This is a genomic window from Sphingobium sp. CR28, from assembly GCF_052327305.1.
GTDB lineage: Bacteria > Pseudomonadota > Alphaproteobacteria > Sphingomonadales > Sphingomonadaceae > Sphingobium.
This window is the reverse complement of record NZ_CP182486.1, coordinates 2,576,171-2,589,190: the sequence shown is the minus strand read 5'-3', so window position 1 is coordinate 2,589,190 and position 13,020 is coordinate 2,576,171. Positions and strand designations below refer to the sequence as shown.

The window sequence follows — 13,020 nt, the reverse complement described above, 5'->3', positions numbered from 1 at the left end:
CAGGGTCAGATCGACTCCGTGCCGCGCCGGATGATTTCCGCGAGGGCCTGCACGCTCTCGTCCGCTTCTGCTTTGGGGTGCACGGCGCACCGCACTTCGATGGCCGGGATCCGCCCTGCATAGGCAAGCCGACGGATGCCGGGCATGACGGCGGTCTGCGCCGCTGTCGGCCCGAACAGGGGCAAAATGCCCTCTCCGGCCCTGCATCGCTCGACGAGCCGCGCGTGATCGTCCAACTCCGCGGCGACCTGCAGATTGCCGAGACCGCCCTGCACCAGGCATGTATCAAGCAGCAGCCGCAGCCGGTTCGTTGGCGAGGAAAGCAGCAAGGCCTCCTGCGCAATATCCTCAAGGCGCACTACCTGTCGCGCAGCCAAAGGATGGGAGCGCCCCACGAACAGCGACCAACCCTCGTTCCACAGCTTGTGGGACACGAAACTGCGCGTCTCGCCCAGCGCATAGAAAAGCGCGAGATCGGTACGTCCTTCGGAGAACGCCAGCGCCACCTGCTCTACGATGAAGCAGTCGAAGTCCACCGAGAGCGGACGGTCAGAAAATTCGTCCTCGAAGGCAGCGAGTTCCTGCTTCAGCAGCGTGAAGATGGACGGGTGTGTTCCCATCACGATGCTGGTGACGGCGGCCGGCACGCTCTCCACTGCAGCGAGCAACGCATCGCTCTCCGCCAATATGCGCAACGCGCCGGGCAGCGCCGCCTCGCCATGCGCCGAGAGATGAAGGTCATCCCCTTCCCCCGGCGCGAAAAGCGCGACGCCAAGGTTCGATTCGAGCGTTCTCACAGCCTCGTCGACCGCATCGCGGGCGAGGCCCAGATCGCGTGCCGCTGCCGCCACGCTACCAGTGCGCGCTATCGCATCGAAGGCCTCGAGTTGGCGCGGTGTGGGGCGATCCATGGGCAAAGCAGTAGTGCCTTGCCCTCGCTCGGGTCAATGCGGTGACGCTGATGAATGACCGGAGAGACCTGGAGCGGGTAGCGGGGATCGAACCCGCATCACAAGCTTGGAAGGCTAGTGCTCTACCATTGAGCTATACCCGCCCGGTCGAGGCGGTCCCTGCCATCCCGCTCCTTCTTTCGTCAAGGGCGTTCGTCACCGAACAACCCATCGTGCCGCATCGTCGGGGCGTGCGGATCGAGCGAGAAGCGCCTGTGACGACAGACATTTTGATACAAGTTCATGGGCCTCCGACAAACTCTCGCGACAATGGAGGCATAAAAGGGCTTCAGATGCCGCAGTGGCAGAACAGATGGAGCCCCCACCTCATGTTCATTTCCGCACCCGTCGCACGTGACCTGATCGTCGGCTCGATCGCTTTCGCAGTGAGCCTGAGCACTCAGGCCGGTGCCCAGACGGCGCCCCAGGGCCGGGATGCGATAACCCGCGCCGATATCCAGAAGCGCCTCGAAGCCCGTTTCGATGCGCTGGACACCAACAAGGACGGCGTGATCTCGGCCGACGAACGCAAGGCCAATAGTGAGAAGAGCCGCGCTCGCATGTTTGCTCGGATCGACAAGGATGGCAACGGATCGATCAGCCGCGAAGAGTTCAGTGCGCAGCGGCGCGGCCCGGCGAGACGCGGAATGGGCGGACAGGCCATGACCGGACGGAGTGCCAATGCCAGCATGTCGAAGGCGGATTTCGTCAACAGGCGCCTCGCGATGTTCGATCGGGTCGATACCAATCATGACGGCATCATTTCGCCGGAAGAGCGCGGCGCCGTGCGTGGAAAAATGCGTCAGCATCGCGGTGCCGGCGCGCCGCCCGCGCCTGCCTCCGGCGGTTAAAGGATCGTGGCCGGTCCCTCGCTCCCACTGGGGGCCGGCTGCGTATTTTCATTTCATTCCCCATTGTGCATGTTTCCGGCGCGCTTCATCCCACAGAAGCGCGCCGGCTCTGCATTTGACGCGAACGAGCAGATCCGGCCATGATCGATGATGACGAAGAGGCAAATATTATGTCGGCCCGGCCCCATCTCCTGCTCGTCGATGACGAAGCCGCGATACGCGAACCCTTGGGCCAGTATCTCCAGCGTTCGGGTTTTCGCGTGTCTTCGGCCGCAAATGCCGCGGAGGGCCGCAAGCTGCTCGGATCGAGCGCTATAGACCTTGTGGTGCTGGATATCATGATGCCGGGCGAGGATGGCCTCAGCCTCTGCCGCTCCATCCGTGAACAGGGTGAAATGCCGATCATCCTGCTCACCGCCCGCGCTGAAGAGACCGACCGCATCGTCGGGCTGGAGATGGGCGCGGACGATTATGTGCTGAAGCCCTTTTCCCCGCGCGAGCTTGTGGCGCGGATCAAGACCATTTTGCGCCGCGCAGGGACGGGCACGCAGCGCGAGGCGCCCAGCGACGGGACGGTCTATGCGTTCGAAGGATGGACGCTCCGCTCGGACGACTGGACGCTCACCGGGCAGGACGGCGTCGCCATCCCGCTCTCCACCGCCGACTTTCGCCTGCTCATTGCCTTCGTGACGCGGCCACGACAGGTTCTGAGCCGCGACCAGCTGCTGGACCTCACGCAAGGACGCGAGGCGCATGCGTTCGATCGGTCCATCGATAATCAGATCAGCCGCCTGCGCCGCAAGCTGGAGGACGACGCGCGCTCACCCCGGCTCATCAAGACGGTCTGGGGCGGCGGCTATATGCTGAGCGCGGACGTGGAGCGGTCGTGAGGCGCGCCCTCTCCGCTCTTTTCCAGCCGCTCCGCCCCCGCACTCTGCCGGGGCAGATTGTTCTGTTCGTCGCCGGAACGCTCTTCGTCGTCCAGACCGTGGGTTTCGCGCTCTTCTATCTGGGCCAGCGATCCCAGTGGCTCACGGTCACCGCTGCGCCGGGCGTGATCCGCATCCTGGATGCGCTTGATCCGCGCGAGCGTGACCGGGACATGCCGTGGCTCTCGTTCACCGCGCCACGCAGCGTCGAGATCAGCGCAACGCCGCCGCCCATGCGGGGGCAGTCCTCGCCCGAACTCGCCGTCCGCGCGCGCGAGATGTTCGGCAATGCCGGGATCAGACCTCTCGAAGTGCGCGCGGCAGTCTCGGACGAGCCGCCCGAGAAAGGACGCTTGCGGCAGATCGTCAAAAACGGCCGCGTGGAGGCACAACCGCGCTTCCGCGTTCAGCTCGCCGTGCAGACCGCGCCCGGCCGCTGGTACACCGTTCGCACTCGCTCCGCGCCGATCGCGCGTCCGTTGATCGGGCGTATGATCATGCAGACCATTTTCATTTACGGCGTCATTCTCATTCCGCTGCTTGGCTTTGCGCGCCGCCTCGCCGGGCCGCTCTACACGCTGACCGCGGCGGCAGAGCGGCTTGGCACGCGCGAAGGGGCGCCGCCGGTGCCGGTCCGTGGATCGGACGACATCGCGCAGCTCATCACGGCCTTCAACGCCATGCGGGAGCGTATCCGCGCCAATCTGGAAGAGAAGGACCAGATGCTCGGCGCCATTGGGCATGATCTGCGCACGCCGCTCACCGCGCTGCGCCTTCGGGTCGAATCAGTCGTCGACGATACTGACCGCGAGAAAATGGTCGCCACCATCGACGACATGCAGAACATGCTGGACGACATCCTCTCCCTTGCCCGGATAGGCCGCGATCGCGAGCCGCCCCAGCGCGTGGACCTCGCCTCGCTGGTCGAAGCCGTGGCCGAGGATCATGAAGATACCGGCACGCAGGTGGTGCTCGCACCGATGCCGCGCACCCTCGTTGTCGTGCATCCCCGTGCGATCCGCCGCGCGATCGGCAATCTGATCGACAATGCCGGCAAATATGGCGAGCGCGCGCGCATATCGCTCATGCGGGGCGTGGACGAGGTCGGTGTCGTCATTGAGGATGACGGACCGGGTATCGACCCGGACCGCATTGATGAGATGCTCCAGCCCTTCACTCGCCTCGAAAGCTCCCGCAATCGCGGAACCGGTGGAACAGGGCTCGGCCTCGCCATCGTGAAGGCAATCGCGGCGGCGGAAGGAGGGACGTTCACGCTGGAGAACCACCCGAAGGGAGGCCTCCGCGCCATCCTCCGTCTGCCGACCGTGGCTCCGGCCTGAAGATCCGCCTTATTCGATCGGGAGCTGTTTCGGCCGATTGGCCGTCGCCTCCGATTTGCCCGGCGGCAAGCCCCGATTGGGCTTCTGCACCGAATCGGCGTTCTTGATGATCGCCCCATCCGGCAGCGCCGTTTTGCCCAGATTCAGCATCCGCGCTTCCTTGACAAGGCGGGCGGCCGGGTCGTCCCTTGCGTCCTTGCGGAGCGCGGCGCGGGCATCATCCGCCGGCTGCGTGTCTTCCTGAGCCGCTCCGGCCTGCTCTGCGCCCCGGCTCCACGAGAGGATGACCGACATGCGGCGATTGCGGGGGTCATAGCGATCGTCCGCGATGAACGGCTCGCGGTCCGCGACGCCCTCGATCCGGGCGAAGCGCTCCCCTCTCACGCCGTTCGTCGCCAGCACGGCGCGCGTCGCTTCAGCGCGTGATGTGGAGAGCATCCAGTTGTTCATGTTCCGGCCGGAGGCATAGGGCAGCCCGTCCGTGTGGCCGCGCACGATCACTTCGTTGGGCACGTCCGCAATGGCGTGACCGACCTGCACGAGCAGCGACCGCGCTTCGGGAAGCAGCCGGTCGGTGCCCATGCCGAACATCGCGAAGTCCGCCTGATCGATGAGGTCGATGCGCAGCCCTTCGCGCGTCTCGGTGAAGCGGACATTCTTTTTGAGGCGGCGCAGGGCGGCATCGCGGTCCATCTTCGCCTCGATCTCAGCCTTCAGGCGCTCGAACTTCTGCCGGTCGGCATTTTTGAGGTTGTCGCCGCCCACATCCTTCACGCCCGTCGCGTCGCGAGGAATGGTGATAGCCATGTTCCCCTGCCCCCCAGTGGTCGGATAATTTTCCTTGGAGATGAGGCTATCACCGCCGAACATGCCGGTGGAGCCGGCGCTATCCTGCTTCATCTGCACGAGCGTGGGTGTGAAATAGTCGGCCAGCCCCTTGCGCTGCTTCTCGGTCGTCGCGCCGAGCAGCCACATAAGCAGGAAGAACGCCATCATTGCGGTCACGAAGTCGGCATAAGCGACTTTCCAGGCGCCGCCGTGATGGCCGCCATGGCCGCCATCGATGATCTTCTTGACGATGATCGGCCGCGGTTCCGGCTCGTTCGCGCGCTTGGCTGGTTTCGATGCCATGATGCTGGTCCCCGGTTCGTGCGCTTAGCGGCCGCGCAGGCCGTCGAAGACCTCCGCGAAGGCCGGCTGGTTCGCATGACTGAGGTTTGATCGCGCCGCCTCGATCACTAGCGGCTGCGGGTGACCGTGGAGCGATGCGATGATGATCTGCTTGACGACATGGTACATGGAGCCGTCCGCCTCGATCACTGATTTGCAGCGATTGGCGAACGGATTGACCATGCCATAGGCGAGAAGCACGCCCAGGAAGGTGCCGACCAGCGCCGAGCCGATCATCGCGCCCAGAATTTCCGGCGGCTTGTCGATCGAGCCCATCGTCTTCACCACGCCGAGCACCGCCGCGACAATGCCGAGCGCGGGCAGCGCGTCGGCCAGACCCTGAAGGTTGTCGGCCGGCTTGATCGCCTCATGGTGGTGCGTCTTGAGCGCATTATCCATCACGTCTTCCACCGCGTGCGGATCGAGCGTGCCGGAAGAGACGACCACCAGCCGCAGGGTGTCGCAGATCAGGTGGACCAGCGCGCTGTCCTTCAGCAGCTTGGGATATTCCGCGAATACGGAAGAGCTTTTCGGATCCTCGATGTGCGGCTCGAGTGCCACCGGCCCTTCGACGCGCAGCATCTTCATTAGCTTGCTCACCAGGAAGATGCAGTCGAGATAGTCCTGCTTCTTGTACTGCGGCCCCTTGAATACCTTGGCGAGGCCCCCGCCCAGCGCTTTGAGGTCCGATCCTGAATTGCCGATGATGAGCGCGCCGACAGCAGCGCCGCCGATGATGAGCATTTCGTGCGGAAGCGCGTGGAGAACCGGCCCGATGTCGCCGCCCGTGAAAATAAAGCCGCCGAACACCATGACGATAAGGACGACGAGGCCGATACCTGCAAACATTTATGATCCCCGCGAGGCTAGTGGTCCACAGGCCGGATGGCAGTCATCCGTCCCGTTCCTGCCCACCCTAGAACGGCTCCACTGAAACAGGGTTTAGTCGCAGGGTTATTTTCGGCTTAACCATCATGGAAAGACCACAATGTCTCGAGTTCGACGACAAAAGCCGCCTGTCCGGATACGACGACATTGCGGACGTGCAGCTTGCTCGGCATCATGCGCTCATGAACGTGGCCTGCTTTGTCCCAGCTGGATTTTTTCTTACTGGGATCGTCTTTCTCGCCGTTGTGTGTTTTGGCACTGGCGGTGTGATCGGGATCGCAGCGGCGTTTGCTGCAACCGTGCCGTTCTCCGCGTTGATCATGTTTGGAATGAAGTGCCCGCACTGCGGCGTCAGTTATTATTTTGCGCCATCGAAAGGCGGCTCCAATGTGACTGGAGTGAACATGTTTAAGCCAGTCGCCGGGCAGTGTCGCAAATGCGGCTCCATCCGTTAGGCCACCCGCGCTGCCCGCTTCCCCGACATTGAGTAGCAGTTCGGTTGCCCAAAACGAGACTGTCAGGACACGACGATATTGTGGACATTCAGTTACCATGTCACGCTCGGCTTGATGAGCGCGGAAAGGTAAGATGCGGATACCCATACGCAACAAGGGCAACAAACCACTTACAGTGTTCGTAGAGTTGCAATGCGATCAGTACGAAGTTCCGATCGGGGGTGAAGCGATTGTTCGTCTCGCCGACGGTCGTCCACACTCAATTGATGTGGATAGTGATTGGGTCACCATCTGGGACGAAAGGGGGTGACGCATCGGTGGAGGTAATCTCCGATAGCGACAAGCGGTGCGACGACGCGCTGATGCTCGCAAGGGTCTGGCTATATAGAATGGGCGCGAAAGCTGACGCGTTGATACTAGACGACACTGTGGAAGATCTTGAACCAGTTGTCGGTTATCTCGCCGCGCGAGAACTGGTGTTTAAGGCTTTCCATGCTGGCTTTGCAGGTGATGATGCGCCTTCCATGAAGGATAAAACAATCACTGCATGTTGGCGCGCTGGAGCGACCGCGGCCCAGCTTAACGAGGAAGCTAGCAAGGCCCGGAGCTTTCCTGAGTTGAGCGCGGCCCCCTTCGACACCGACAGCGCACGCACGGCCTTCAATCGGGCTTTGGGCAACGCCAGCCAACCCTGACATTTCGGACGTTCGGCTGTGACGCAGCGGGCCGAAACCAGACCGTCAGGACACGATGACATTGCGGACGTTCCTCTTGCTGCCTAGCATCACCGCATGAATAGCAAGCTGGTCTTGGAGTATGCGTTTAGTCGCGATGATGACGATTTTGGCTGGCTGATCGCCAAAGTCCAAACCCCACATTTTAGTGGGAGCAATGGCATGTGGGTTCAATGGCAGGATGTCGGCGAATTCGCCGCCTCGCTCCTCAGATATCCAATAGATGTCGATAGTCCGGTAACCGGCGAATGGGGTTTTCGCGAACAAGAGGAGTACACCGAGATTACCAAGATCAGCATCGCCGCAACGGTGCCACAGATGCGCTGCTCGCCGCTGTCTCACTTGCGAATTACTACGAGCCTACAAACCGATGTAGCACGTGCTTCAAGACGGATTATCCTGCTGCCGATCGTTTTCGCGCGGAAATCGAACGGATGATGACAGACCGAACTGGAAGCGCCGTCCTTCTCGGTTCAGCCGATGTCCGCTCCCCCCGACATATCCGACGTTCCATGTGACGACGGCGCTGCCCAAAAGCGGACATTCAGCTAGGCAGAATTCATCCCCGTGAACTATTAACTCAGATAATCAAACAGCGACTTCTGGGCGACGCGAGCGAAGGCGGCTTGCGCGGCTTCTAGCGTCGTGAGCTTGCTCTGCAGCGTCATAGCCGCCTCGGTCACATCCGTGTCCTCAAGACCCGACCGCCGCTCCACCAATTCGACATTATTGTTGATGATGCGATCTTCCACCTGATCCAACCGTTCCGCACGAATGGCCTGTTTGGACTGGGCGACGATCACATGGTCGAGTGCCTGCTTCGCCTCACCAATGCTCGCGGTCCGATTGGCCGGAGCTCCCGCTCGCACGGCGTTGATCGCGTCGGTCAGGATCTGGTCGAGGCTCTTCGTCCCGATGACGTTCTCGGCAATGCTCTCGCGCGTGCCCACGGCCTCCACCGAGAGTCCCCGGCTGACCGGCACGTTGACTGTCGCGCCGCTGTCAAAAATGGGCGTGCCCTGATAATCGGTCTTGTTGAGGATTTCCGTGATAGAGGCGCGAATGCCTTCCAGCGAGAGCGCAATCGCTTCCGCTCCCGCCGAGCCCGCGCCGTGCGCCGTCGCCTGAACGAGCAACTCGTTCACGTTGGTCATCAGGTTGTTGACGTCTCCCAGACTCGAAGAAGCCTGGGCGGCGCGCGATTGCGCATAGGCGACGTTGCTCTTCCACGCGGCGTTCATCGACTGCTGCCTGCCGATTTCGGAAATCTGCACCCAGTCCTGCGGATTGTCGGACGGCGCAATTAGCTTGTCTCCGGAGGAGATCTTGACCTGCTCGGTAGCGATCTCACGCGCGAGGCGCTGCTGCCGCAGGATTTCCGCCTGTGTAGACTGATTGGTGATGAAGACCATGGGCTGCCTCGCTACGCGTTAGAAGATGGAAAAGATGGTCTGCGAGAGCTCGCGCGCGACCTGAATGATACGGGCCGACGCCTGGTACGCCTGTTGCAGCCGCATGAGCTCAGCGGCCTCGCGGTCCAGATTGACACCGCTCACGTCCGCCTGGGCCTGCAAGGCAAGCTGCAGGCGATTGTTCGTCGCGGTCCCTTCCTGCTCGGCGCCGTGAACCATGCTCGCATGGTTGGCGATCAAGGCGGTCCAGCCCTGCTCCACGGAGCCGTTGCCGCGCAGGCTGTTGATGGCAATCAGATTTCCATTGATGACGCCCGCGCTGTTCGCGCCGGCAATGTCCGCCGGGTTGGTGATGAGCGTCTGGATCGTGCCGGCATCAGCACCGATGGACAGCATTGCCCCCCCTGGATTGCCGGCGGCGGTTTGTCCCTGCGCGTGCCAGCTGTTCACTTGCGTCACATATTGCTGAGCAAGCTGGTCGATGGATGCGATGCGATCACGCACGGTCTCGCCATTCTGCGCGAGGCCGCCAAGCGTGCCACTGGCGGGATCGGCGACGCTCACCGCGTTCACCGTGAAGTCCAAAGTGCCGTCGGCATTTTGAGTTACGGCGACCGTGCTCGCCACGCCCTGCACAACAAGATCCTGACCATCGTAGCTCAGCTGCGCGACGCCCTTCTCGTCGAAGGTCACAGTGGCGGGCAGTCTCTTTGCGACCTCAGCCAGTGCCTGATCGCGCTCGTCGAGCAATTGCGCCTGCCCTGCAGTTCCATCTCCCGCTCGCCGCAGGCCGAGATTGGCGTGGGCCAACTGGTCGAGCGCGTTGTTGAGCGCGGTCGTCTCGTTTGTCGCCTCGGTGCCGATACCGGCACGGACGGTCTTCAGGTCAGTGCTGGTCTGGCGGAAGGCGGTGTTGACCTGCTCGAAGCTGAAAAGCACATTCATGCGCAGCGTCGCATCGGTGGGATTGGCCGCCAGCTTCTCCACTGCGTTGAACATGCCGGTCATTGTCTGACCGATGCCCAGCGGCCCGTCGTTCAGCGCGGACTGCATGTCGGCAAGCCATTTGAAGCGCTGCTCGGCGCGACCGGCCAGTGTCTCGGCCTGACGCGCTGCCTGATCGAGATAGCTATCGTTCGCTCGCACGACTCCGCCGATGTCGGACCCGCCGAAGCTCGTCGATGATCGATAATAGATCATCGGCGAGGAGGAGACCGGCGATTCCTTGATGTTCAGGGAACGCCGGTTGTAGCCGGGCGTCGTCGCATTCGCGATATTATCGGAGATGACGCCCATCGCGGCCTGATGCGCGCGCAGGCCCGATGCCCCGATGATGAAAAGATCGCTCGGCATCAGCGCTTGTCCAGCTGCTTCAGGAGCATCGCCGCAATGCCGAAGCCACCCTTCTCTGCAAGGCCATCGGCCATGCGCGCATCAGCCATTTCCTGGAACTGGTCGACAGCGGACGATCCGTCGATGCTTTCGCCCAGGCTCGCGCCGCGCATCGTGCCGACCATCTGCCGCACGAAGATCGCCTCGAACGCCTTGGCGGCCTTGGCCAGCTCCTCGCGCCGTGCGGCAGGCGCCGGACTGGCGCCGCCGCCCGCGACTCCTCCGATGCCCTGTGCCGTTCCCGCAATCTGCGTCATATCACTACCAGCTCCGCCGTCATTGCACCGGCCTGCTTGAGCGCCTCCAGTATCTCGACCAGGTCGGACGGAGCGGCGCCGATCGCGTTGACGGCCCTGACTATATCGGACAGCGAGGCGCCAGCTTTAAGCTGGAACATCGGTTTCTTCTGTTCCTCCACGGCAATCGCGCTGCGCTGCTCCACTGCGGTCTCGCCTCTGGAGAAGGGCGCGGGCTGAACCACGCGCGGCGCTTCTTGAATGGAAACAGTGAGTTTTCCATGGCTGACCGCCGCCGGCGCGATCCGCACCGCGCCATTGATGACGACCGTGCCCGTGCGGGCATTGACGATGACCTTGGCGGGCGCTTCCGCCGGCTTCACCTGAATATTCTCGATGAGCCCCATCATCATCATCCGGCTTTCCGCGCCCGGAGGCGCCGCGACGCTGATCGAGACCGCGTCGAGCGCCTTGGCCCGGCTGTCGCTGAAAGCAAGGTTGATGGCGTCGGCGACGCGCAGTGCCGTCGTTACGTCTGCGTCGGCAAGGTTGAAGGTGATCGCCGGGCTGGTGTCGAAACCGGTCGCAACCGCCTGCTCCACCGTCGCGCCCGATGGGATGCGTCCCGCTGAGGGCACGTTGACGGAGAGCTGCGATCCGTCCGCGCCGGTCACGCCCAGGCCGCCGACGGCAAGGTTGCCCTGCGCCATGGCATAGATCTGCCCGTCCGCGCCGCGCATCGGCGTCATCACCAGCGTGCCGCCCCGCAGCGACTTCGCTTTGCCGAGCGCGGACACGGTCACATCCAGCCGCTGGCCGGGCTTGGCGAATGGCGGCAAGTCCGCCGTCACCAGCACCGCCGCCGCGTTCTTCAGCGCGGGGTTGACGCCCGCCGGCAGATTGAGCCCGAAGCGCGAGATGACGCCCTTCATGCCCTGCGTGGAATAGTCGAGATTGTCGTCGCCCGTTCCTGCCAGACCCACGACGATGCCATAACCAGTGAGCTGGTTGGCGCGCAGACCCTGAAAGGCGCCGAGATCCTTGATCCGCTCCGCATGGGCCATGGACGGAGCGAGGAGTTGCAACCCGGCGACGAGAGCAAGCGCGACAGACCAGCCGGCAACGCGGGTCGTGATCCTGAGCAGACGGTGAGCCATGAGGAAACGCGTCTCCTGCGCTTAGAAAGGGCTAATCATGGAGAAGAAGCGCTGCAGCCAGCCCTGGCGGCTGGCGCGGGCGATTTCCCCCTTGCCGGTGTAGGTAATGCGGGCGTCCGCCACGCGCGTGGAGAGCACGCGGTTGTCCGGGCTGAGATCGGCCGGGCGGACAAGCCCGCTGATCTGGATATATTCATCGCCCCGGTTGAGCACGAGCTGCTTTTGTCCACGAACCATCATGGTGCCATTTGGCATAACTTTCGCAACCGTAACGGTTATCTCACCGGAAAGCTGGTTGGACTGCGCGGCCCCGCCCTTGCCTTGAAAGGCCTGCGTGCCCGATGCGCCAACGTCGCTGGGCGAGAAGAGCTTGCTGAGCGGCCCGGTCGTGGGCGGCGTCAGGCCGATGTTGCCCGCGCGATCGGTGTTGGCGCTGTTGCTCTTGGTCGCCTGCGTGCGCTCTACGAGGAGGATGGTGATAACATCGCCCACTACTGCCGCACGGCCCCCGCTGGTGAGCGGCGCATAGCCCTGCCCGCCCTGAAAGATCGATCCGTTGGCGACCTGCGTGGAGATTTCCGGCGCATATGTCACTTGATAGGCAGGGTCTGCGAGCGGGTCCTGCTTCTTGCCGAAGAGGCCGCCCGCGCCAGCAGGCGTCGCGAAGCCGAGCGCAATAAGGGCGGCGATGGTAACACGCATGCTCATGCCTCAGAGCTGCTGATTGACATATTGGAGCATCTCGTCAGTCGCCTTGATCATCTTGCTGGCGACCTCATAGGCACGCTGCGTCTCGATCATGTCGACCAGCTCCTCGACGGTGTTGACGTTGGAGCCCTCCAGCGCGTTCTGGCGGATCGTACCCCTTCCTTCGAGGCCGGCCGCGCCCACCTGGGGCACGCCGGATGCCGCGGATTCCGACAGCAGATTGCCACCCAGCGCCGTAAGGCCGGCGGGATTGACGAAGCGGGCCGTCTCGATCTGGCCGACGACCACGGGCTCGGTCTGGCCCGGCACATTGGCGGAAACCGTGCCGTCATTGCCGATGGTGATGGCGCTCGCGCCTTCCGGCAGCTGAATTTGTGGAATAAGCGGCAGGCCATCTGCCGAGACAATCACGCCTTCCGGAGACGACTTGAAATTGCCGGCACGGGTATAGGCGATCGTGCCGTCCACGCGCTGAAGCTGGAAATAGCCCTGCCCCTCGATCGCGAGGTCCATCGAATTGCCCGTCGTCTGGATCGTGCCGGGCGTGTCGATCCGCTCGGTGCCGGTCAGTTGCACACCGGTGCCCAGGTTCAGGCCAATGGCGAGCTTGTTCTGGCTGTCCGCCTGCGCGCCCGCCGCGATCACCTGCTGATAAGCAAGCGTCTCGAAATTGGCACGGTCGCGCTTGAAGCCGGTCGTGTTCACGTTCGCCAGGTTGTTGGCGATGACGCGCATCTTGACGTCCTGGGCGTCCAGGCCCGTGCGGGCGACGTGGAGGGCGCTTGTGCTCATTATCTG

At 63.1% G+C, this 13,020-nt stretch carries 15 protein-coding genes and 1 tRNA gene; 6 read left to right on the top strand and 10 right to left on the bottom strand.

What is annotated here, in order from left to right; all coding sequences use genetic code 11:
• Positions 1 to 5 precede the first annotated feature (5 nt).
• Entirely contained in the window at positions 6 to 911 is a 906-nt protein-coding gene (locus ACNAOH_RS12470) for a LysR family transcriptional regulator (RefSeq protein WP_443970483.1), read from the bottom strand.
• Between the two features lie 69 nt (positions 912 to 980).
• A tRNA-Gly gene (locus ACNAOH_RS12465) sits at positions 981 to 1,054 on the bottom strand.
• A 225-nt stretch (positions 1,055 to 1,279) separates the two neighbouring features.
• On the opposite strand from ACNAOH_RS12465, the gene ACNAOH_RS12460 reads away from it, so the two are divergent.
• The 3 genes from ACNAOH_RS12460 to ACNAOH_RS12450 all read left to right on the top strand — a co-directional run bounded on the left by ACNAOH_RS12460 (position 1,280) and on the right by ACNAOH_RS12450 (position 4,070).
• Entirely contained in the window at positions 1,280 to 1,801 is a 522-nt protein-coding gene (locus ACNAOH_RS12460) for an EF-hand domain-containing protein (RefSeq protein WP_443970482.1), read from the top strand.
• Positions 1,802 to 1,971: 170 nt separating this feature from the next.
• A complete protein-coding gene (locus ACNAOH_RS12455) occupies positions 1,972 to 2,691 on the top strand; it encodes a response regulator (RefSeq protein ID WP_443972136.1) in 720 nt (239 codons plus the stop codon).
• Complete coding sequence (locus tag ACNAOH_RS12450) at positions 2,688 to 4,070, top strand: ATP-binding protein (RefSeq protein WP_443970481.1); 1,383 nt, start codon at positions 2,688 to 2,690, stop codon at positions 4,068 to 4,070. Before ACNAOH_RS12455 ends, ACNAOH_RS12450 begins: the two co-directional genes overlap by 4 nt.
• Before the next feature lie 9 nt (positions 4,071 to 4,079).
• Here the strand turns inward: ACNAOH_RS12450 and ACNAOH_RS12445 are convergent, their stop codons facing one another.
• Positions 4,080 to 5,201 (bottom strand): flagellar motor protein MotB, encoded by a 1,122-nt coding sequence (locus ACNAOH_RS12445; RefSeq protein WP_443970480.1) that lies wholly within the window; start codon positions 5,199 to 5,201, stop codon positions 4,080 to 4,082.
• Positions 5,202 to 5,225: 24 nt separating this feature from the next.
• Complete coding sequence (motA, locus tag ACNAOH_RS12440) at positions 5,226 to 6,089, bottom strand: flagellar motor stator protein MotA (protein ID WP_443970479.1); 864 nt, start codon at positions 6,087 to 6,089, stop codon at positions 5,226 to 5,228.
• 125 nt (positions 6,090 to 6,214) lie between these two features.
• Here motA and ACNAOH_RS12435 point away from each other — a divergent pair, with 125 nt between their 5' ends.
• The 3 genes from ACNAOH_RS12435 to ACNAOH_RS12425 all read left to right on the top strand — a co-directional run bounded on the left by ACNAOH_RS12435 (position 6,215) and on the right by ACNAOH_RS12425 (position 7,755).
• Positions 6,215 to 6,583 carry a hypothetical protein gene (locus tag ACNAOH_RS12435; protein WP_443970478.1) on the top strand — a complete coding sequence of 123 codons (369 nt, stop codon included), beginning with the start codon at positions 6,215 to 6,217 and terminating at the stop codon, positions 6,581 to 6,583.
• Between the two features lie 389 nt (positions 6,584 to 6,972).
• Positions 6,973 to 7,278 carry a hypothetical protein gene (locus tag ACNAOH_RS12430; protein WP_443970477.1) on the top strand — a complete coding sequence of 102 codons (306 nt, stop codon included), beginning with the start codon at positions 6,973 to 6,975 and terminating at the stop codon, positions 7,276 to 7,278.
• Positions 7,279 to 7,374: 96 nt separating this feature from the next.
• A complete protein-coding gene (locus tag ACNAOH_RS12425) occupies positions 7,375 to 7,755 on the top strand; it encodes a hypothetical protein (protein ID WP_443970476.1) in 381 nt (126 codons plus the stop codon).
• A gap of 137 nt (positions 7,756 to 7,892) precedes the next feature.
• Here the strand turns inward: ACNAOH_RS12425 and ACNAOH_RS12420 are convergent, their stop codons facing one another.
• From ACNAOH_RS12420 to flgG, 6 genes are read right to left on the bottom strand one after another with little or no spacing between them, the layout of a single operon-like run.
• Positions 7,893 to 8,729 (bottom strand): flagellin, encoded by an 837-nt coding sequence (locus tag ACNAOH_RS12420; protein ID WP_443970475.1) that lies wholly within the window; start codon positions 8,727 to 8,729, stop codon positions 7,893 to 7,895.
• 18 nt (positions 8,730 to 8,747) lie between these two features.
• Positions 8,748 to 10,082 carry a flagellar hook-associated protein FlgK gene (gene flgK / locus ACNAOH_RS12415; protein ID WP_443970474.1) on the bottom strand — a complete coding sequence of 445 codons (1,335 nt, stop codon included), beginning with the start codon at positions 10,080 to 10,082 and terminating at the stop codon, positions 8,748 to 8,750.
• On the bottom strand, positions 10,082 to 10,378 hold the full coding sequence (locus tag ACNAOH_RS12410; RefSeq protein WP_443970473.1) for a rod-binding protein: 297 nt from the start codon (positions 10,376 to 10,378) through the stop codon (positions 10,082 to 10,084). The genes flgK and ACNAOH_RS12410 overlap by 1 nt, the downstream gene beginning before the upstream one ends.
• Positions 10,375 to 11,514 carry a flagellar basal body P-ring protein FlgI gene (locus ACNAOH_RS12405; RefSeq protein ID WP_443970472.1) on the bottom strand — a complete coding sequence of 380 codons (1,140 nt, stop codon included), beginning with the start codon at positions 11,512 to 11,514 and terminating at the stop codon, positions 10,375 to 10,377. Before ACNAOH_RS12405 ends, ACNAOH_RS12410 begins: the two co-directional genes overlap by 4 nt.
• Positions 11,515 to 11,535: 21 nt before the next feature.
• The gene (locus ACNAOH_RS12400; protein ID WP_443970471.1) at positions 11,536 to 12,222 is read right to left on the bottom strand and encodes a flagellar basal body L-ring protein FlgH; all 687 of its coding nucleotides are present in this window, start codon (positions 12,220 to 12,222) and stop codon (positions 11,536 to 11,538) included.
• 3 nt (positions 12,223 to 12,225) lie between these two features.
• Positions 12,226 to 13,014, bottom strand: coding sequence for a flagellar basal-body rod protein FlgG (flgG, locus tag ACNAOH_RS12395; RefSeq protein WP_443970470.1), 789 nt, complete (start codon positions 13,012 to 13,014; stop codon positions 12,226 to 12,228).
• Positions 13,015 to 13,020: the final 6 nt, after the last annotated feature.

Bases quoted from the DNA above. Each gene is read 5' to 3' on its own strand.
- ACNAOH_RS12470 (WP_443970483.1), bottom strand. From the start codon at position 911: ATGGATCGCCCCACACCGCGCCAACTCGAGGCCTTCGATGCGATAGCG.
- ACNAOH_RS12460 (WP_443970482.1), top strand. From the start codon at position 1,280: ATGTTCATTTCCGCACCCGTCGCACGTGACCTGATCGTCGGCTCGATC.
- ACNAOH_RS12455 (WP_443972136.1), top strand. From the start codon at position 1,972: ATGTCGGCCCGGCCCCATCTCCTGCTCGTCGATGACGAAGCCGCGATA.
- ACNAOH_RS12445 (WP_443970480.1), bottom strand. From the start codon at position 5,201: ATGGCATCGAAACCAGCCAAGCGCGCGAACGAGCCGGAACCGCGGCCG.
- motA (WP_443970479.1), bottom strand. From the start codon at position 6,089: ATGTTTGCAGGTATCGGCCTCGTCGTCCTTATCGTCATGGTGTTCGGC.
- ACNAOH_RS12435 (WP_443970478.1), top strand. From the start codon at position 6,215: ATGGAAAGACCACAATGTCTCGAGTTCGACGACAAAAGCCGCCTGTCC.
- ACNAOH_RS12430 (WP_443970477.1), top strand. From the start codon at position 6,973: ATGGGCGCGAAAGCTGACGCGTTGATACTAGACGACACTGTGGAAGAT.
- ACNAOH_RS12425 (WP_443970476.1), top strand. From the start codon at position 7,375: ATGAATAGCAAGCTGGTCTTGGAGTATGCGTTTAGTCGCGATGATGAC.
- ACNAOH_RS12420 (WP_443970475.1), bottom strand. From the start codon at position 8,729: ATGGTCTTCATCACCAATCAGTCTACACAGGCGGAAATCCTGCGGCAG.
- flgK (WP_443970474.1), bottom strand. From the start codon at position 10,082: ATGCCGAGCGATCTTTTCATCATCGGGGCATCGGGCCTGCGCGCGCAT.
- ACNAOH_RS12410 (WP_443970473.1), bottom strand. From the start codon at position 10,378: ATGACGCAGATTGCGGGAACGGCACAGGGCATCGGAGGAGTCGCGGGC.
- ACNAOH_RS12405 (WP_443970472.1), bottom strand. From the start codon at position 11,514: ATGGCTCACCGTCTGCTCAGGATCACGACCCGCGTTGCCGGCTGGTCT.
- ACNAOH_RS12400 (WP_443970471.1), bottom strand. From the start codon at position 12,222: ATGAGCATGCGTGTTACCATCGCCGCCCTTATTGCGCTCGGCTTCGCG.
- flgG (WP_443970470.1), bottom strand. From the start codon at position 13,014: ATGAGCACAAGCGCCCTCCACGTCGCCCGCACGGGCCTGGACGCCCAG.